General features: G+C 62.9%; 20 protein-coding genes. 9 read left to right on the forward strand and 11 right to left on the reverse strand.

The features are described from left to right. Positions 1-676: 676 nt before the first annotated feature. The 3 genes from QRN22_RS06140 to QRN22_RS06150 form a co-directional block, all read right to left on the reverse strand. Positions 677-3,160 carry a TonB-dependent siderophore receptor gene (locus tag QRN22_RS06140; RefSeq protein WP_082045768.1) on the reverse strand — a complete coding sequence of 828 codons (2,484 nt, stop codon included), beginning with the start codon at positions 3,158-3,160 and terminating at the stop codon, positions 677-679. A 258-nt stretch (positions 3,161-3,418) separates the two neighbouring features. Further along, on the reverse strand, positions 3,419-4,378 hold the full coding sequence (locus QRN22_RS06145; RefSeq protein ID WP_042553537.1) for a FecR domain-containing protein: 960 nt from the start codon (positions 4,376-4,378) through the stop codon (positions 3,419-3,421). Then, positions 4,375-4,890, reverse strand: a complete 516-nt coding sequence (locus QRN22_RS06150; RefSeq protein ID WP_042553647.1) for a sigma-70 family RNA polymerase sigma factor — start codon at positions 4,888-4,890, stop codon at positions 4,375-4,377. Before QRN22_RS06150 ends, QRN22_RS06145 begins: the two co-directional genes overlap by 4 nt. Positions 4,891-5,166: 276 nt before the next feature. Here QRN22_RS06150 and QRN22_RS06155 point away from each other — a divergent pair, with 276 nt between their 5' ends. The 4 genes from QRN22_RS06155 (at position 5,167) to QRN22_RS06170 (ending at position 7,390) form a co-directional block, all read left to right on the forward strand. After that, the gene (locus QRN22_RS06155) at positions 5,167-5,382 is read left to right on the forward strand and encodes a dodecin (protein WP_042553536.1); all 216 of its coding nucleotides are present in this window, start codon (positions 5,167-5,169) and stop codon (positions 5,380-5,382) included. Between the two features lie 114 nt (positions 5,383-5,496). After that, positions 5,497-5,718, forward strand: a complete 222-nt coding sequence (locus QRN22_RS06160) for a DUF1161 domain-containing protein (protein ID WP_042553535.1) — start codon at positions 5,497-5,499, stop codon at positions 5,716-5,718. A gap of 160 nt (positions 5,719-5,878) precedes the next feature. After that, a complete protein-coding gene (locus QRN22_RS06165) occupies positions 5,879-6,874 on the forward strand; it encodes an LLM class flavin-dependent oxidoreductase (protein WP_042553534.1) in 996 nt (331 codons plus the stop codon). A 90-nt stretch (positions 6,875-6,964) separates the two neighbouring features. Continuing rightward, entirely contained in the window at positions 6,965-7,390 is a 426-nt protein-coding gene (locus QRN22_RS06170; protein ID WP_042553533.1) for an OsmC family protein, read from the forward strand. Positions 7,391-7,452: 62 nt separating this feature from the next. Here the strand turns inward: QRN22_RS06170 and QRN22_RS06175 are convergent, their stop codons facing one another. Further along, on the reverse strand, positions 7,453-7,872 hold the full coding sequence (locus tag QRN22_RS06175) for a PA0061/PA0062 family lipoprotein (RefSeq protein WP_042553532.1): 420 nt from the start codon (positions 7,870-7,872) through the stop codon (positions 7,453-7,455). A 105-nt stretch (positions 7,873-7,977) separates the two neighbouring features. Between QRN22_RS06175 and QRN22_RS06180 the strand changes: the two genes are divergently transcribed. Together QRN22_RS06180 and QRN22_RS06185 are read left to right on the forward strand one after the other, a co-directional pair. Beyond that, complete coding sequence (locus QRN22_RS06180; protein WP_042553531.1) at positions 7,978-9,054, forward strand: aminopeptidase; 1,077 nt, start codon at positions 7,978-7,980, stop codon at positions 9,052-9,054. 135 nt (positions 9,055-9,189) lie between these two features. After that, positions 9,190-9,444: a DUF1161 domain-containing protein gene (locus QRN22_RS06185; protein ID WP_042553530.1), complete on the forward strand. Its 255-nt coding sequence runs from the start codon at positions 9,190-9,192 to the stop codon at positions 9,442-9,444. A gap of 3 nt (positions 9,445-9,447) precedes the next feature. Here QRN22_RS06185 and QRN22_RS06190 read toward each other — a convergent pair whose 3' ends face one another. Next, positions 9,448-10,095, reverse strand: coding sequence for an HAD family hydrolase (locus QRN22_RS06190; protein WP_042553529.1), 648 nt, complete (start codon positions 10,093-10,095; stop codon positions 9,448-9,450). A 64-nt stretch (positions 10,096-10,159) separates the two neighbouring features. Then, a complete protein-coding gene (locus tag QRN22_RS06195) occupies positions 10,160-11,125 on the reverse strand; it encodes a hypothetical protein (RefSeq protein WP_042553528.1) in 966 nt (321 codons plus the stop codon). A 422-nt stretch (positions 11,126-11,547) separates the two neighbouring features. Between QRN22_RS06195 and QRN22_RS06200 the strand changes: the two genes are divergently transcribed. Genes QRN22_RS06200 through QRN22_RS06210 form a run of 3 tightly spaced genes read left to right on the forward strand, consistent with a single transcriptional unit; the run spans position 11,548 to position 16,081 of the window. Then, positions 11,548-12,714 carry an efflux RND transporter periplasmic adaptor subunit gene (locus QRN22_RS06200; protein ID WP_042553527.1) on the forward strand — a complete coding sequence of 389 codons (1,167 nt, stop codon included), beginning with the start codon at positions 11,548-11,550 and terminating at the stop codon, positions 12,712-12,714. Next, entirely contained in the window at positions 12,708-14,654 is a 1,947-nt protein-coding gene (locus QRN22_RS06205) for a MacB family efflux pump subunit (protein ID WP_042553526.1), read from the forward strand. The genes QRN22_RS06200 and QRN22_RS06205 overlap by 7 nt, the downstream gene beginning before the upstream one ends. Positions 14,655-14,665: 11 nt before the next feature. Further along, positions 14,666-16,081, forward strand: coding sequence for an efflux transporter outer membrane subunit (locus QRN22_RS06210; RefSeq protein WP_042553525.1), 1,416 nt, complete (start codon positions 14,666-14,668; stop codon positions 16,079-16,081). A gap of 175 nt (positions 16,082-16,256) precedes the next feature. Here the strand turns inward: QRN22_RS06210 and QRN22_RS06215 are convergent, their stop codons facing one another. The 5 genes from QRN22_RS06215 to QRN22_RS06235 form a co-directional block, all read right to left on the reverse strand. Then, complete coding sequence (locus QRN22_RS06215; protein WP_231570145.1) at positions 16,257-16,535, reverse strand: DUF7660 family protein; 279 nt, start codon at positions 16,533-16,535, stop codon at positions 16,257-16,259. Between the two features lie 38 nt (positions 16,536-16,573). Beyond that, a complete protein-coding gene (locus QRN22_RS06220; RefSeq protein WP_042553524.1) occupies positions 16,574-17,131 on the reverse strand; it encodes a hypothetical protein in 558 nt (185 codons plus the stop codon). Between the two features lie 47 nt (positions 17,132-17,178). Next, positions 17,179-17,523: an immunity protein YezG family protein gene (locus QRN22_RS06225; protein WP_042553523.1), complete on the reverse strand. Its 345-nt coding sequence runs from the start codon at positions 17,521-17,523 to the stop codon at positions 17,179-17,181. A 72-nt stretch (positions 17,524-17,595) separates the two neighbouring features. Continuing rightward, positions 17,596-18,015 carry a DNA/RNA non-specific endonuclease gene (locus QRN22_RS06230; protein WP_052493784.1) on the reverse strand — a complete coding sequence of 140 codons (420 nt, stop codon included), beginning with the start codon at positions 18,013-18,015 and terminating at the stop codon, positions 17,596-17,598. Positions 18,016-18,203: 188 nt separating this feature from the next. Further along, a complete protein-coding gene (locus tag QRN22_RS06235; RefSeq protein ID WP_042553522.1) occupies positions 18,204-18,674 on the reverse strand; it encodes an SMI1/KNR4 family protein in 471 nt (156 codons plus the stop codon). Positions 18,675-18,677 lie beyond the last annotated feature (3 nt).

An 18,677-nucleotide genomic window follows, 5' to 3' on the forward strand; every position in this document is an offset into this window, starting at 1 on the left:
GTCGTGGGAGCGGGCCATGCCCGCGATTCGTGCGCATGGCGCACTCCCACAGGTAACGGTGCAGGGGCGACCCAGGTTTGTAAGTCGTACTGTGGCCGAAACTGAGCGGCACCTCGAAGCGTGGGAGCGGGCCATGCCCGCCATTCTTGCGCACGGCGCACTCCCACAGGTATCGGTGCAGGGGCGACCCAGGTTTATAAGTCGTACTGTGGCCGAAACTGAGCGGCAGCTCGAACCGTAGGAGCGGGCCATGCCCGCGATTCGTGCGCATGGCGCACTCCCACAGGTATCGGTGCAGGGGCGACCCAGTCTTGTAAGTCGTACTGTGTCCGAAACCTGAGCGGCACCTCGAACCGTAGGAGCGAGCCATGCCCGCGATTCGTGCGCACGGCGCACTCCCACAGGTATCGGTGCAGGGGCGACCCAGGTTTATAAATCGTACTGTGGCTGAAACTGAGCGGCAGCTCGAGTCGTGGGAGCGGGCCATGCCCGCGATTCGTGCGCATGGCGCACTCCCACAGGTAACGGTGCAGGGGCGACCCTGCTTAGAAGCTGTACTTGGCCGACACCTGATGATACCCACGCTCTGCGTTATGCACTTGGCCGAGCCGAATGGCCGCAGAGCGTCAAGAGATGCGTTCTCCACGCGGAGCGTGGCAACGATCAACCAACCGACCTAGAAGTCCGCTTTTACCGACAGCATGAAGTTGCGCGGTTCGCCGTAGAAGTTGCCGAAACCTTCGGTGCCCACGGTGGCGTAGTAGCGTTTGTCGAAAAGGTTGTTGCCGTTGAGGGCCAGTGACCAGGTGTCATCGACGCGGTAGCCGATGCGGCCGTTCCACACGGTGTAGCCCGCCTGGGAGATGTTGTTGCCGCTGATCGGCGAGGTCCGGTAGTTGTCGCTCTGGGCGTTGAAACCGGCGCCGACCGTGAAGCGCTCCAGAGGGCCGCTGAGGCTGTAATCACCCCAGACGCGCAGCAGGTGCCGCGGCACGTAAGAGTTGTACGACACACCGTTCTGGTTGGGGTTGGCATCCTCCAGCACCTTGGTCTGGGTGTAGGTATAACCGGCCAGCAGTTGCAGGCGGTCGATGACTTCACCGCTCAGCTCCGCCTCGAAGCCCTGGGCGCGCACCTTGCCGGAGTTCTGCGAACAGCTGCCGTCGGCGCAGTTCGGATCGGTCTGGGCCGCATCCTCCTGAAGGGTGCGGAACAGGTTGAAGGAGCTGTTCAAACGGCCCTCGAACCACTCGCCCTTGATGCCCAGCTCATAGCTAGTGCCGATCAGTGGTTTCAGGGTACTGCCATCGATGGTCCTGAGGTTGCCCTGGGGCGTGAAGATGTCGGTATAGCTGGCGTAGGCCGTCAGGTTGTCGTTGAGGTCGAGCAGCAGGCCGGCGAAGGGCGTGACCTGTCCGGTTTCGGTGGTCTCGGAATTGCGGGGGGTGCCGACGCCGCGAAAGTAGGCGACGGAGTCGGTTTCGGATTTGTACCAGCTGACGCGGCTGCCGACTACGAATGTCAGCGGCTCGGCCAGTTTCAGGCGCGCGGTGGAGTAGACGCCGTACTGCTTGATGCGGATGTCCAGCGGGCCGCCGCGCGAGGCATTGGCCAGGTAGTAGCTCTCGTCCGGTTGCGGTAGATGATGGTCAGGATCGAGCACGTTCTGACGCTGCGGCAGTGCCGCCACTGCGAAGAAGTCGTCCTTGTGGGAGCGACTGGTGTTGGCGCCAACGATCAGCTCGTGCTGCTGGCCAAAGGCGTCGAACTTGCCATCCACGTAGGCGTCGAGGCCGTAGTCCACCTGGTCGTAGTCATAGATGCTGCCAAGTACCAAGGTGCTGGAACTGCTGGCGCCAACCGGAACCGAGCCGCTAGGAAAGGCGTACTCCATCTCCTGGGTGTTTCGCGACCAGACGCCCGCCACCTTCAGCGCCCAGTTGTCATTGAGCGGGTGCTTCAGATCACCGAACAGCGTGGTGCGTTTGCTGCGCTGGTTGTTCCAGGAAGGATTCTGGCAGGTGGAGCGGTTTAGCTTCAGGTCTTTGCCATCGGCGTAGCGCGGCACGCCGGCCCAGCAGGGTGTCGCATCGAGGTCTTCATAGGCGAGGCCCAGGCCGAACGTGGTATCGGCACTCAGATCGAAATCCACGGCACCGTAGTAGATCTGATCCCGGCGCTCGGCAACGTCATAGAAGTAATGGCGGCTTTGCTGGGTTGCCACGGCCCGCCCGCGGATGGTGCCGGTTTCATTGAGCGGGCCTCCGGTGTCGACCTGGGCGCTGTAGTTGTCCCAGGTGCCCGCAGCGAGAGACAGTTGGGTATGTGGCGTGTACTGGCCGCGCTTGCGCACGAAATTGACGCCTCCCGCTGTACCGCCAGCGCCTTTCATCATGCCTGCCGCACCGCGAAGTACTTCGACCCGGTCATAAATGGCCATGTCGCTGGCAAAACTGTCGGCCTGTGCGTAGCTGCTGCCAATATCCAGCGGCACGCCGTCGTACTGATACTGTCCGGTCATGCGGAAGCCGCGGGAGTAGAAGTACTTGCCGCCCATGGGCGAGTCGTACACGGTGATGCCCGGGGTCTTTTCCATGACCTGTTCGATGGTGTTGAGGTTCTGGTCGTCGAGCATCTTGCGGGTTATCACCGTGACCGATTGCGGCGTTTCCCGCAGCGAGTGCTGTCCCTTGCCGATGGTTACCGCACCCGTGGTGTAGGAGCCGCTGCCCTCGGTTGTTTCGCCCAGACCGCTGGCGTTGATGCTGGTTGCGCCCAACTGCAGTGAACCATCGCCTTCCTGCGACGCTTCCAGTGCATAGTCGTCTCCGGCCTTGAGCGGCCGCAAACCGGTACCGGCCAGCAAGCGGGCCAGGCCTGCGTCCACCGAATAGCTGCCGTCGAGCCCGGGACTGCGTTTGCCCGTGGTAAGCCGCGAATCCACCGAAAGCAGAATGTCGGCTTCGCTGGCGAAGCGATTCAGCGCCTGGTCTAGATCCCCCGCGGGGATGGCATAGGCGCGGGTCTGTTCGGTGGCGGCCGATTGCGCCTGTGCGCTGGTCGCGATCAGCAAGGGGCTGGTGGCCAGCAGGCCGGTGAGCAGGACTCGGGTGATCGACAGGCTCAGTGTCGAGCGGTGGGATGCAGGCAGGTACGGCATTCTGGATATCCTCTGAGAATGCGTCTTCATTGGGTTCAAGAGGTATCCCGAGCGAGCGTGTGAAACCGACAATGGGTTTTGGAAATTATTTGCTGATTGCTCTGAAATGCACGTCAGTCAGTTTGATCGTTCCCACGCTCTGCGTGGGAACGCATGTCAGGACGCTCCGCGTCCGTCAGGTTCAGCAGTCGCCAATAGTTCGAGGCGCGGAGCGCCACACGTGGCATTCCCACGCGGAGCGTGAGGAACGATCAGCGGTCAGCCTCTCGGCCGCACGGTGACCCAGTAGCGGGTGACGCGTTGCACGTCCACCGGCAGCGATTGCTGCAAGGCGGCGAGTACGCGGTCAGTGTCGGCCAGCGGAAATACGCCGGTCAGCGGCAGCTCGGCGATGGCCGGGTCGCAGCGCAGTACGCCGGGGCGGTGACGTGCCAGTTCATTGAGGAACTGGCCCAGCGGCATGCGTTCGGCGATCAGCCGGCCCTCGTTCCAGGCGATGGCATTGCGGTCTGCCTGGCCGATGGCCGTGGTCCGCACGGCGCTGAACCAGCGTTGCTGGCCAGCCCGCAGGCGTGAGGGCGGGGCATTGCGCGGCCGCAGCTCCAGCTCGCCTTCGTAGAGTTCGACGCGGCTGCCGCCGTCGATCTCATACACCGAGAAGCGCGTGCCGAGGGCCTGGATTTCACCGGCGGCGGTCTCGACGATCAGCGGGCGGCGAGCGGCATCATGGCCACTCTCCAGCAGCAGTTCGCCCTTGAGCAGCCGGATGCGTCGTTCCGTTTCGCTAAAGCGAACATTCACCGCGCTGTCGCTGTTCAGCGCCAGCTGGCTGCCATCGGCGAGGGTGCGCTGCAAGCGTTCGCCGGTGCCGCTGCGCAGGTCTGCCATGGCTTCGCGCCAAGGTAGCTGCGACTGGGCCAGGTATCCGCTGCCGCCCGCCAGCAGCGCCAAGCCGAGCATCTTGAGGGTCTGCCGACGACGTGCGTCAGGCTGCTCGCGCAGCACGGCGCTGGCGGTGTGGGCGGGAACGCCAGCCAGGGTACCCTGCAAGCGCTCCAGGCGTTGCCAGGCGCGCTGGTGTTCGGGGTCGCAGGCCTGCCAGTCTGCGAAACGCTGGCGTTGCTCGGCATCCAGTGCGCCGCCCCAGTGCAGCATCAGCCAGTGGCTGGCCTGTTCGACGATGGCTGGCGGGATGGGTTCATCGCTGGCGCGCTTCATTCTGCGTACAGTACCTGATAGCAGGCCGAGATGGCGCGCAGCATGTACTTCTGCACCGAGCTGACGCTGACCTGCAGGCGTTCCGCGATCTGTGGATAAGTCAGGCCTTCGAACTGCGACAGCAGGAAGGCTTCGCGTACCTTGGTGGGCATGGCGTCGAGCATCGCATCGATCTGCAGCAGGGTTTCGATGACCATGGCGCGGGTCTCCAGTGACGGCGACTCGGGTTCTGCAAGGTGAGCGATGCTCTCGAGGTAGGCCCGCTCGATTCGCTGCCGGCGCCACTGGTCGATGATCAGATTGCGTGCGATCTGGGTCAGGTAGCTGCGGCCTTCGTCGATGCTCGGCAAACGGCCGCTGAGCAGCAGGCGCAGGAAGGTGTCCTGAGCGATATCCGCCGCCTGTTCGCGGTCGCCCAGGCGCTTGCGCAGCCAGCCATGCAGCCAGCCGTGATGATCGCGGTAGAGCGTATCGACGCTTTGCAGCGTTGATGGGGGCGGAGCGCTGGACACCGAAACTCCCTTGGCGTGCGCCAGTGCGGATAAGAATTGATCGCGATTGTAGGAGGGCTTCTCGTCTTTGGGAACAGGGTTGAACATAAATGGCTGACCATGAATTCTACTGCGGCTTGGGCGCGACCATCTTTTTCATTGTGTTTGACAGAAACCAAGCAGGAAGCCGATCGCTCGCGGCATGACAATCGAAAACCTGAACTTAGCTGCGTACTCCGAGGACTGATTGATTAAGGGCACTCAGCCCACTTTCATCTACCAGCCCTGGAGGCGGATATGTCGGATCATCACACCTACAAGAAGGTCGAGCTGGTTGGCTCGTCCTCGACCAGCATCGAAGATGCGATCAGCAATGCACTGGCCGAAGCCAGCAAGAGCATTCGTCACCTGGAGTGGTTCGAAATCACTGAAACCCGTGGTCACATCGCCGATGGCGCGGTGGCCCATTATCAGGTCACCCTGAAGGTCGGCTTCCGCGTCGCCAACAGCTGACCACGGGCATCCGTAGCTGCGTTTACTTGTCATGACGGTAAATTTGCGGCTTTATTGAAGCGGGCCACTTTTGGGCGCCCGGACTAGTTCATTGGTAACGAGGGAGCGTTTGTGATGAGAAAAGTGTTGTTTGCAGCAGGTTTGATGGCCCTTGCCGGTTCGGCTTTCGCGGCCAAGGATTGCGAAGAGCTGAAGGGCGAGATCGATGCGAAGATCCAGGCCAACGGTGTAGCGTCCTACACGCTGGAAGTCGTCGACAAAGGCAGCGTGACTGACCGTCAAGTGGTCGGCAGCTGCGGTGGCGGCACCAAGGATATCGTCTACCAGCGCAACTGATGGCGATGGTCGAAAGCCGGCTCGCAGCTTCTGCGACGCCGGCTTTTTACTGCCTGCAATTTGCCATGAGGTGGTCTCCGCCCAGCTGTAGGCGTAGGATAAGACCTACTGTTTTACTCGGATAAAGCCCTGGCTTTATCCACAGCCAAGGTTTTTTCTCATGACTGCACTCGCGAAACTTCCCTTCTCCGTTCTCGACCTGGCGCCGATCCGCGATACCGGCAGCCCAGAGCAGGCGCTGCACAACTCTCTGGGGCTGGCCAGGCACGTCGAATCGCTGGATTTCAAGCGTTTCTGGGTCGCTGAACACCACAACATGGACGGTATCGCCAGCTCCGCGACTGCTGTACTGCTCGGCTATCTGGCTGCCGGAACCTCGCGTATCCGCCTGGGCTCCGGTGGGGTGATGCTGCCCAACCACGCGCCGCTGGTGATCGCCGAACAGTTCGGTACTCTGGCGACCCTGTATCCGGGGCGCATCGAACTGGGCCTTGGGCGTGCGCCGGGCGCCGACCAGTTCACCGCTCAGGCCCTGCGCCGCGAGCGCTCCGGAAGTGCCGACGATTTTCCTCAGGACGTTGCCGAGCTGCAGCGATACCTGGGCCCACGTACGCCGGATCAACGCGTCCTCGCCGTACCGGGTACCGGCACCAACGTACCGATCTGGCTGCTCGGCTCCAGCCTGTTCAGTGCGCAGCTGGCCGGTGAGCGCGGTTTGCCTTACGCCTTCGCCTCGCACTTCGCGCCCCGTTACGTGCACGAGGCCATTCGCGTTTACCGCAATGCCTTCAAACCATCCGAAACCCTCGATAAACCCTACGTGATGCTCGGCGTGCCGTTGATGGCGGCCGATACCGACGAACAGGCTCAGCACCTGGCCACGTCCGCCTATCAGCGCATTCTCTCGTTGATTCGCGGGCAGAGCCTGGTGCAGCGGCCGCCGGTGGAATCGATGGAGGGTCTATGGCTGCCCCACGAGCGCGATGCGGTCGGCAGCTTCCTGGGTATGGCGGTAATTGGCGGCCCGCAGAAGATCCGTGCGCGGCTGGAGGTGTTGCTGGAGCAGACCCAGGCCGACGAGCTGATCTTCACCTGCGACCACTACGACTTCGCCGATCGTCTGCACGCCTTCGATATTCTCGCCGGGCTGCGCTGATCGCTTGATCGATCGCGGGGGCAAAAAACTCGAACTTGCCAGGCTGCCGCCTCTCTGAACTCTGTACCCCTCATCAACAGGAGCATAGAGATGAAGAAGACAGCATCGGCCCATTGGCAGGGCGGCATCAAAGACGGCAAGGGCACCATTTCCACCCAGAGCGGTGTGCTTTCCGAGCAGCCCTACGGTTTCAATACCCGTTTCGAAGACAAGCCCGGCACCAACCCGGAAGAGCTGATCGGCGCTGCACATGCCGGCTGCTTCTCCATGGCGCTGTCCAAGGAGCTGGGTGAAGCGGGCATGACTGCCGAGAGCATCGATACCAAGGCCGAAGTGACCCTCGACAAGCAGGATGGCGGCTTCGCCATCACCGCTGTGCACCTGTCGCTGAAGGCCAAGGTGCCGGGTGCCGACCGTGCGGCATTCGAGAAAGCGGTCGAAACCGCCAAGACCGGCTGCCCGGTCTCCAAGGTGCTCAACGCGGAAATCACCCTGGAAGTCGTGCTGGAGGCCTGATCGGCTTCCACGCTCCTCTGCACTTCAGCCGCGACGCCCGTCGCGGCTGAAGCCGCTTGCGATCAGAAACTCCCGCAACGCAGATTCTTGCCGCGTGCCAGCACGTTGCGCTCGGCATCATAGAGAATCGCCTGGCCACGCATGACTATCGAGCGCGCTTCGACACGGTAGCGCTGACCGGCTTTGAAGTCGTCATAGCGAATGCGGATATCGCAGGTCAGTTGCTGGGGCTCAGACATCATGTTCGTGCCGCCCCCACCACTGACTTCGAAGCGAAAGCGCATCTCCAGCTCGTGAGCACCCGGCGTGACCTGAAAATAGCGTCCGTCATCGACGCGTTGGCGATCCAGGCGCTCGGCCATCAGCAGGTCGATACCTTCACCCTCCAGATCGACCCAGGCCATGTTCGGATCGGCGGCAGGCAACGGCGAGGCGCAGGCACCCAGCAACAGCAGGCTGGCGAGCAAGAGAGGCTGGCGCATGGTGATGTCTCCGATGGGGCGCGGACTGAGTATGCTGCAGTATCGCGCAAAAGCCGCCGCGACTTCGCGGTAGGATGAAGCGCTTACCTTCACATGACGACGGCCATGCTCGAGCACTGCACCTCCTTCCTTGTCGACCTGCCGCGCCGTATGGCGGTTCCCCTGTTCGCGCTGCTGCTCACGGGCTGCAGTACGGTCGACTACTACGGCCAGCTGGCCCGTGGGCAACTGCAGTTGCTGCATGCACGGCAACCGGTGCAGGCGCTGATCGACGATCCCTCGACCGAGCCGCAACTGCGCCAGCGCCTGGCCTTGTCCCAGGAGGCGCGCAGCTTCGCCAGCGGGCACCTGGGGCTGCCGGACAATCGCAGCTATCGCCTGTATGCCGACCTGCAGCGACCGTTCGTGGTGTGGAACCTGTTCGCCACCCCAGAGTTTTCCCTGCAGCCGCAATTGCACTGTTTTCCGATCGCGGGCTGCGTGGCCTACCGCGGCTTTTATGAGCAAAGCCGTGCTCGCGGTGCGGCTGCGCTGCTCGATGGGCAGGGATTGGACACCTACCTGGGCGGGGTGGAGGCCTACTCGACCCTGGGCTGGTTCGACGATCCGATCCTCAACACCATGTTGCGCTGGAGCGATGAGCGTCTGGTCGCGGTGATCTTCCACGAGCTGGCGCACCAGCAGTACTACCTGGCTGGCGACACCGCCTTCAATGAGTCCTACGCCACCTTCGTCGAGCAGGAAGGCTTGCGCCAATGGCGTGCCGCAAGGGGCCTGCCGGCGCTGAAGGCGTTGCCGATCCGGCCGCGCGAGCAGTTCAGCGAGCTGGTACTGGCCAGCCGCGCGCGCCTGGAAACCCTCTACGCCAGCGACCTCGATAGCGAGGCGATGCGTGCCGGCAAGCAGGCCGAGTTCGACCGTCTGCGCGGCGAGTATCGGCAGTTGCGGGCCACGCAATGGAAGGGGGTCGGCTATTACGATGGCTGGATCAACGGGCCGCTGAACAATGCCAAGCTGCTGCCCTTCGGGCTCTACGACCGCTGGGTGACGGCCTTCGACAGACTGTTCCGCGAGGCGCAGGGCGACTGGCCAACTTTCTATCGTCGGGTGGCCGAACTGGGTGCTTTGCCCGATGCGCAACGGCTTATACAACTGCAAGCGCTGGACGCTGTCCGAGACTAGGGTCTGTTGACGTTTCAGCGCAGCCTGCTTCGTCACGAGGCATGGCTGCGCTCGCCGGAGGGTTCGCGGCATTCCCGTGCCCTCTACGCCACGGATAGACACCCCCTAATCGATTACACGCAGAGGAAGGTCGTGATGAAAGGATGGACGGCAGTGATGCTGGTGCTTGGCCTGGTGGGCAGCAATGCCTGGGCCGCGCCCAAGTCGTGCGAGGAGCTCAGGCAGGAGATCGAAGTGAAGATCCAGGCTGCGGGCGTGGCCAGCTACACGCTGGAGATCGTCTCGAACGAGGAAGTCGAGGACGACAGCATGGTGATCGGCACTTGCGACAACGGTACTCGCAAGGTGATCTACCAGCGCAATGACCTGAGCGGTTCGAGAATGATGTAGCGCTCAGTCGGCGAAGGCCTGGTGCAACTGCGCCAGCGTCTGGAAGTGATGGGCAGGCCGTTCGCCGCTCAACTCTTCCAGGCTGCCGAAGCCGTAACCGACCGCCACGGCGTTCAAGCCGTTGCTGTGGGCACCGATCAGGTCATGCTTGCGGTCGCCAATCATCAGCGTATCGGCTGGGTCGAGGCCTTCCTGCTCGAGCAGGTAGGCGATCAGTTCCACCTTGTGGGTGCGCGTGCCATCCAGCTCGCTGCCATAGATGGTCTTGAAGTAGCGGGCGAAATCGAAGTGGCGGGCGATCTCCGTGGCGAACACCGTGGGTTTGCTGGTGGCGATGTACAGCGTGCGCCCCTGCTCGCGCAGCAGCTGCAGCAGCTCGATGACACCCTCGAACAGCTCGTTCTCGTAGAGCCCGACTTCGCGAAAGCGCACCCGGTAATGGTTCACCGCCTCCCAGGCGCGGGCCTCGCTGAGGCTGTAGGTGTGCATGAAACATTGCAGCAGCGGTGGGCCGATGAAGTGTTCCAGCGCGACCAGATCGGGCTCATGGATGTCCAGTTTCGACAGCGCATATTGTACCGAGCGGGTGATGCCTTCACGCGGGTCGGTGAGGGTGCCGTCGAGGTCGAAGAGAACGGTGCGCTGCTGCATGGTATGGATATCCGCTGGCCTGAATCGGCGCGGATTGTCCCGCACCGCAAGCCGCTCAAGCAACTCAGGCCGACGTCGTCCGATAGACCCAGCGCAGGCTCAGGCGCGTCAGTGGCCAGAGCAGCGCCAGCAGCACAAGCCCGAACAGCAGCACCAGCGCCACGGCCACGAACTCCGAGCCGGCATACAGAGCCACCAGCAGCACGACGCACAGCACGGTCGCCACGACCAACCAGATCCCCATGCACAGCAGCACGCTTGCCAGCAGACGACCGACGGCCAGGCGCGGCAACTGTGGCGGTAGCGCGCCGCGGGCGGCGAGCAGGGCGATCAGCCCGTACAAGAGTCCGGAAGCACTGCTGACCGCCTGCAGCCACTCCATGCCGTAGGGGTTGATGACGCCGATCGGCAGCAGCGTGAGCAGTTTCATGTAGATCACGCAGAACAGCAGGCCGAAGGCCAGCGCAGTCTCGCCGCGGCTGACCAGGCCGAGCCCGCTTTCGACCTGGCCCGTACGGCGCATCAGGTGCAGGCTCAGCCAGAGTGGCAACAACGTCGCCAGTACGAAGGAAACCAGGTTCAACGGTTGCAGCAGCAGAGTGGGGGATACCCCGTGGTCGCCTTCGTAGATCCATGCAATCCACGGAGTCACCAGCAGCCTGAAGAACAGGCCGACCAGGACGAAGGCCACGAAGTAGAAGCCGGCGAAGAGCGCGATGAGACGACCCGGGCGGGTGACGTTGACCAGGTCGTGGCGCTGCAGGTAATAGCGGGTCAGCAGCAGCGCACTGCAGCCGTCGATTGCCAGCGCGCCAAGCCAGTAAGTCGCCAACTGCCACAGATCGTCCAGATAGGCTTGCAGGTATTCGGGCTCCAGAGTCAGCCACATGATGACCCAGGAAATCACCTGGCCCGCTGCACAGCAGAGCATCGCCGTGATCAACAGGCGCATGGGCAGCCCGGATGGCTGTCGAGCCTCGCTCGCGGGGCTGGGGTCGACCTGAGCGATGGCGTAAGGGTTGCTGTGCATGGGCGATTCCTTTCCGGGCAGGTCTTTCAATGCGGGCAGGATATACCGGCGCAGCGTGCGTTGCTGTGATGGTTCTACCGTTCGCTAGACAAGAGCAGCCATGAGGTAGTCGCACGGGGCATGGGCTGCATTTTCCCGATGCGAAAACCTGTTACTGCAGCTGGACTTTCAGTTGTGAAACATTTTGTTTCATTTGTTCCCCTTGGGGGCGCCGGGTTTTCCCGGGCTCATCCGTCTTGGGTGGTAAGAGCCGGATATTTCTCGCTCTCCACGAGTTGCACGGCGCCTGCACGGGCGCATTGCGTCTTCACCTTGCACCTCACCGTGGCGCGTCGCGCTGCCTCCGTTCGCCTGAGTGCGAGCGCAGGTTCGGTCGACGGCGGGGATGGTTATTGGATGCTCAGGCAGAGGTCGGGCCCGTCATGACGTTTTTCCCTTTTTCCATTCGCCGGCGTTGGCTGCTCGGCGCGGTCGCGCTCGTGCCGGTCATCGCTGTGGCCTGGTTCAACGGCGAGCCGACGCCTGCCTATGAAACCGCTGTGGTTGGCCGAGGCGACGTGGAAGCCACGGTGGTCGCCATCGGCACCCTGCAGCCGCGCCACTCGGTGGATGTCGGCGCCCAGGTGTCCGGGCAGATCATGCGTTTGCATGTGGAACCGGGTGATCAGGTGGAAAAGGGCCAGCTGCTCGCCGAGATCGATGCCAGCCTGCACGAGGCCACGGTCGAAGCCGACCGCGCGGCTCTGCAGGGATTGCGCGCGCAGCTGGAGGAACAGCAGGCGCAGTTGCTGCTGGCTCGTCAGCAGCACGAGCGGCAAACCCAGCTGGCCAGGCTCGACGCCACCCGCGAAGAGGATGTGCAGGCCGCCGCTGCAGGCTACAAATCGGCCAGGGCGCGCCTCGACAACCTGCGTGCGAAGATCGCCGAAAGCCAGGCACTGCTCAAGCGCAACGAGGCGCAACTGAGCTACACACGCATCTATGCGCCCATTGCCGGCTCGGTGCTGGGCGTCGATGTTAAGGCGGGGCAGACCCTCAACGCCACCTACCAAACGCCGACGGTGATGCGCATCGCCGACCTGCGCAGCATGACCGGCTGGACACGTGTCTCCGAGGCCGATATCCGTCGGGTCAAGGCAGGCCTGCCGCTGTACTTCACCACCCTCGGCGGTGACGAGCGGCGCTGGCACAGCACGGTGCGCCAGGTACTGCCCGCGCCCCCGGTCACCCCTACCGGGCAGGGCGAGGCGAGCAGTGCCGCCGCCGAACCGGAAAAGGTGGTGCAGTACACCGTGCTGTTCGAGATCGATAACAACGACGGCGAGCTGATGCCACAGATGACCGCGCAGGTGGTATTCGTCACGGCCTCAGCCAAGGGGGTGCTCACCGCTCCGCTGGACGCCTTGCAGGGCAAGCCGGGTCATTATCAGGTGCGCATTCTTGCCAAGGGCCAGGCCGAGCTGCGCACGGTGAAGGTCGGCGCACGGGATCGCCAGGTGGCGGAAATCCTCGAGGGTCTCCAGGAGGGCGAGCGCCTGGTCACGGGCGATGCCCCGGCCGAGTCGGGTATGTCGAGGTTCCAGTGGTAGTTCCACTGATCGAGCTGCAAGGCATCAGACGCACCTACGGCGGGGAGAACGGTGCGCCAGCCGTCGATGTGCTGCGCGGTATCAGCCTGTCGATCCAGGCGGGTGAGTTCGTCGCCATCGTCGGCACGTCCGGCTCCGGCAAGTCGACGCTGATGAACATGCTCGGCTGCCTGGACCGCCCCAGTGCCGGTAGTTACCGCTTCGCCGGTGAGGATGTGGCGGCTTTCGATGGCGATCAGCTGGCCTGGCTGCGGCGCGAGGCGTTCGGTTTCGTGTTCCAGGGCTATCACCTGATCGCCACCGAGTCCGCGCGGGAGAACGTCGAGGTGCCGGCCATCTACGCCGGCATGCCGGCCGAGCAGCGCCGCGAACGGGCGTATGCGTTATTGCGCAGGCTGGGGCTGGACGAGCGCCTGGAACATCGACCGGGGCAGTTGTCCGGTGGCCAGCAGCAACGCGTATCGATTGCCCGGGCACTGATGAATGGTGGACGCATCATCCTCGCCGACGAACCCACTGGCGCGCTGGACAGCCGCAGCGGCGAGGAGGTGATGGCGCTGCTGCACGAGCTGGCAGACGCCGGGCACACCATCATCCTGATCACCCACGACCGCGACGTCGCTGCTCAGGCGCGGCGGGTGATCGAGATCCGTGATGGAGCAATCATCAGCGATAGCGGTGCCACCCTACCGAGCAACGCGCTGCCGGCACCGGACATGCGTCAGGCCGGGCGTGACAGCGGCGCCTCCTTCTTCAGCGAACTGGGGGAGATGATGCGCGGTGCCTGGCGCGTGCTGCTGATCCACCGGTTCCGTACCGCGCTGACCCTGCTGGGCATCGTCATTGGCGTGGCCTCGGTGATCGTCATGCTCGCAGTCGGTGAAGGGGCCCGGCAGAAAGTGGTCGCCGAAATGGGCGTGATGGGCGCCAACATGATGTACGTGTCCAGCGACGTGCCACGTACCGGCGGCCCCATCGGGGTGCTCACCGAGGGTGATTTCGAGGCCATTGGCAAACTGCGCGAGGTCGCCCGGGTAATGCCGGTGCTGCGTGATCCGGCTCTGATCCGTCACGGCCAGCAGGCGCTGCAGACCGAAGTGCTCGGCGTTGGCGAGAACCTGCCGCACATTCACCGCTGGCCGGTGGCGCGCGGGCGCTTCTTCAGCGCCGCGGAGAACCGCGAGATCGCCCCCGTGGCCGTGCTCGGGCACGAGGTCTACACCAGCGTGTTTGCGGATGGCAGCGATCCGCTCGGCACGATCATCCTGATCAACAGCTCACCGTTCGAGGTCATCGGGGTGATGAGCGAGAAGGGCAGCGAAGCGGGTGGCAACTACCCCGACGAGCAGGTGCTGGTGCCGCACAGCACCGGTGTGGTGCGGGTGTTCCCCAAGCTGCGTGACGAGAGCTACGCGGCCATCGAAGTGAAGCGCAGCGACCTGGTTGCCCAGGCTCAGGCCGCGCTCGAAGCACTGATGCTGCAGCGCCATGGTCGTCAGGATTTTCGCATCTACAACTCGGCCGCCAAGTTGCAGGCCGAGGCCAAGACGCGGCAGAGCATGACCCTGATGCTCGGCCTGATCGCCGCGGTGTCGCTGCTGGTCGGCGGTATCGGCGTGATGAACGTGATGCTCATGACGGTACGCGAGCGCACCCGCGAGATCGGCATTCGCATGGCCACCGGCGCCCGGCAGCGCGACATCCTGCGCCAGTTTCTCACCGAATCGGTGCTGGTGACGCTGGTCGGTGGCAGCGTCGGGGTGGTCACCGGGTTGCTGTTCGGTGCGCTGCTGATCGCCTGGAACGTGCCGCTGGTGTTCTCGCTGTCGGCCATGCTGCTGGCATTCGCCTGCTCGGTAGGCACCGGCCTGGTGTTCGGCTACCTGCCGGCGAAGACCGCGGCGCAGCTCGACCCGGTCGTCGCGTTGGCCGTGCAATGACAGGATTATCGATGACGCCTTATCTGATCTCCGGCCTGCTGGCCGCGCTGCTGCTGGGCGGTTGCACCCAGACAGCCGATGCGCCGGCAGACCTGCCCGCAGCCCCCGAACATTGGCGCAACGCCGCTGCCGGAAGTACGCCGGCGCCCAGTAACCAATGGTGGCGAGCTTTCGCCAGCAGCGAGCTCGACGACTTGATGGTGCGGGCCCTGCGCGACAACCAGAATCTGGCCGCCGCCATGGCGCGTCTGCGCCAGGCCGCTGCAAGCGCGCGGCGTGCAGGTGCCGAACTGTCGCCGCGCCTCGACGGCAATCTTGCCGCCGACCGCCAGGCGCGGCTCGGCGGCAATGCGCATGTCGATGGCAATGCCTACAGCGGCAATCTTGCCGCCAGTTATGAAGTCGACCTCTGGGGGCGCCTGCGCGCCAGCCGCGACCGTGCTGCTTTTGCCCGCGATGCCAGCCAGTTCGACCGCGATGCCCTGCAGGTCTCCCTGAGCGCCGCAGTGGCCTCGGCCTGGCTGGACACGGTTGGCCTGCAGGAGCGCCAGCGTATCGCTCGCCTCAACCTGGAGAACGCCGAGCGCGTGCTGGGTACCGTCGAGGCGCGGCAGAGCGCCGGTGCGGCGACGTCGCTGGAGCTGGCTCAGCAGCGTGGCGTGGTGGCGCTGCAGCGGCGCGAGCTGGCAGCCGTCACCCAGCAACGTGAAGACGGCCTGGCAACCTTGGCCGTCCTGCTTGGCGGGCGAGTGGATCAGCTTCCGGCCAGCCAGGCACGCCTGTTCGAACTGCCCGCGCCCGATATCGGCGCCGGCATTCCCAGCGAACTGCTGCTGGCCCGTCCGGATCTGGCTCGTGCCGAAGCCAACCTGGCGGCTGCCGATGCCAATCTGCAGGCCGCGCGTGCCGCACTCCTGCCGCGCCTCAGCCTGAGGGCCACGCTTGGTGGCAGTGCCGACAGCGCATCGAGGCTGTTCGCCAATCCGCTGTACTCCCTCGGCGCAGCACTGAGCGCACCGATCTTCGACGCGGGCAGCCTGCGCGCCGACCGTGATCTGGCCATGGCGCAACGTGAGGAGCTGCTGGCCGCCTATCGCGGTGCGCTGATCAACGCCTTCGCCGAGGTCGAGGTGGCCCTCAATGGCCTGAGCGGCAGCGCTGCGCAGCAGCAGGCTCAGGATGAAGTGCTGCGGCAGGCCGAGCGTGCCTTCCGCCTCGCCGAGTCCCGCTACCGTGCAGGCGCTGAAACCCTGCTTACACTGCTCGATACGCAACGCAGCCTCTACAGCGCGCAAGACGAAGCGGCGCGACTGCGCATGCTGCAGCTGCAGGCGAGCGTCAATCTGGCACGGGCGCTGGGCGGCGGCTGGCGTGAGGAGCCAGCCGAATCGTCAGGGGCTGCGCCAAGCCACGATGGTGGGCAATGAGGGACATTTCGATCTGGTGATCGCCACCTTGGGTAAGCGTAAAGGCAAGACACTGCCGAGGGATTTCGCACAGTTGCTGGAGCAGGCCTCGTTCGCCGAGCTGGTCGCCGTGTTCGATGATTGCGAGCGCGAAGCTTCTGGTGGCTGCAGCAAGAGCACGGCTACGCCCGGTCCATCATTCGTAAATCTTGCCGCAATACAGAAAGACGGCAAAACGCTTCCACGGGTTCGCTCCAGCCAAGTCCTGGCGATCACCGAACTCGCTATCTTCGGCCCATGCCAGTGCGCTCTCTAGAAAGTCTGCAAGACTGCTGTTGGCCCAGTCACTTTCTCGGCCTGCTTGCTCCAGTTCAATGGCGGCGCGTCGGTCTGCCAGCAGAGCCCTGACAAACACCAGAAAACTGGCCTGGTCATGGACCGCTTGTAAATGGGCGTACAGATTCATAGACGGCATGGACCCTCGTTTCCCAAGCGGTATTGGCCGATGAACGCTCAAGTCTCTTCGCCGTAGCGATTCCTGAGCCACGCATCGATGGCATGCTGAATGTCGGGGCATGCCCGGTTGGCCTCTTCGACGATGCTGGCACCCGTTGCCGGACAGGTCAGGCCGAATTCGACGTGCAGCCAGGCGCGCAGATTTTCTGCCGAGCCTGGATCATCGGGTGGCTGGTTCAGGTCGGCGAAGCCCAGCTCGTCGTAGCCGATGCCGAACAGGAGCAGAAAGTCCTCGAAGTTCTTCGCCAGCACCCGGTTGTTACTCGCTTCCGAATCCAGATGAACCACCGGTGCCTGCCGCGCGTCGGTGTCGCCGAGCAGCCAGAAGGCGATCAGTGAACCGTCCGGGCCGGCGCCGAAGCAGGCGAACTGGGCCGCCATGGTCGCGTCGCCATCGAACCAGGCGAGCAGGCCACCATAGTCGTCGGGCCTGAGGCGCATGCAGCCGCTGATGGGGTAATCGGTTTCATCCAGATAGTCGCAGAGCCGGCGCAGCGCATCGGGGAGCACGACGCCTGCGGGAACGCTGGCCTGGATACGCTGGAAGCGAGTCACGTCATGAAGTCCGTTTTGGTTTGTGACCATTTTCGGTCGTTGCAACCCTAGAGCTTCGGCTGCTGTGGAACAAGATCCTGCAGCTCCGCCCGTGGGTAGGTGCGGAATTCGTCAGCCCATTTGTCCGGAGATGGAATTATCTCGAACGCAGGTAGTTCATCGTAGACGAAATCGAATTTGAAGTTGCCGTCAGGGGTAAGTGTGAACGTAGCGGTGTACCAGGCATGCCCGTTTTCATGGAGGGCTGCCATTTTGGTACGTAGCTCGCGAAACGCATCGCTTACTTCATCTTCCGCAACGAACGACACTGTTTTTACGCCATTGAGCAGATAGTGCCCGGTCTCCGAAAAAAACGGGTAATGGCCTGGAACGAATAGGTAGCATTTGTCCAACCGTCCTCTGGCAGCACTTCGTACACACCTTGTGCGATGGTTTGCTGCAGCTGTTGAATTTCGGGTGTCATTTCATTGACCTGTAGGGTTTATGATCGTGTGCCTGGACGTAGTGCCGCCGATGGTCTCGGTAATTCTGAATTCACTGGCCCGCAAGCTTCCGTCGGTATATACGGGCTTGATTTTAACATGCACATCTTTGCCGGCCGCCAGCTCGCTGGCCCAGCGCTTCTCCATCTGCCCCCACTCACCTGCGTGATAGTTGTTGATGTCCTTGTGCATGGGTGTCAGGTTGCCTTTGCCGCCGTGCCCGCCGAACTGTGAGCCGATGAGGTGTCCGCCTTGGTCATCAGCGATGCGACCATCGTTCTTGCCGACAGTACGCTGAGCGTACTCGTTGCGTTCAGCCTTTTTCAGTGACAGCTTGCCCTCGACGGAGCTGATACGGCCTTCTGCGTTGGTGGTGTATCTGTGGATTGAGTTCGAGTGCATGCGGCTTGGCCAATCTCACCTGCCCCGATAATCTTTAGAAGCCCCATGCAGTCCCCTGGGATGCTTGGGTAACGGGTAAGAGTATTTCTTTCATTGATCTGCAGAGATGGCCGTCATCTAGTCGATTGCAGAACCGCTGCCTTTTGGTCTACTGGTAGTAGCTGTATATGTCCGAGTCTTTTTCGGTTTCAAGTGAATAGCAGGGTCTTGAAGTCGGCGAAGGAGGGTGCAACTGGCTCCGTATGCGGAGCGAAATCATCGGATTGGTTGTGATCCCAAAGTACTACCTCAGGGCATTCAGCGTTTTTCCGAAAATCTAAGCAGAGAAAGTCACCAGAAAAAAGCGCTGCGAAAGGAATGAGCTTGCAGCCGATCTCGTCAGGATCATCGCCGAGTCGGGAGTCCAACGCTGTCATCACTACCGATATGTCGTACTCACCTATATCCTCTGAGTTAGGGTCTAGCATAACGGGTAGAAAGCGTTCAATCAGTCTGTCCGTACCCTCATGCATAAATAGATTTTTTTCGGGGATTCCACCATTGCCGTATTGGAGGAACTCAATAAAATCCTGAGGCAGTTTTACTCTGCAGTAACGCTCGAGTGAAGTGGTCGCTTCAATAGGGGGCGCTGAAATCTGGCCTACTATTTTTAATTCCATAAC

It is taken from the genome of Pseudomonas sp. MEJ086 (assembly GCF_030209025.1).
Lineage (GTDB): Bacteria > Pseudomonadota > Gammaproteobacteria > Pseudomonadales > Pseudomonadaceae > Aquipseudomonas > Aquipseudomonas fulva_A.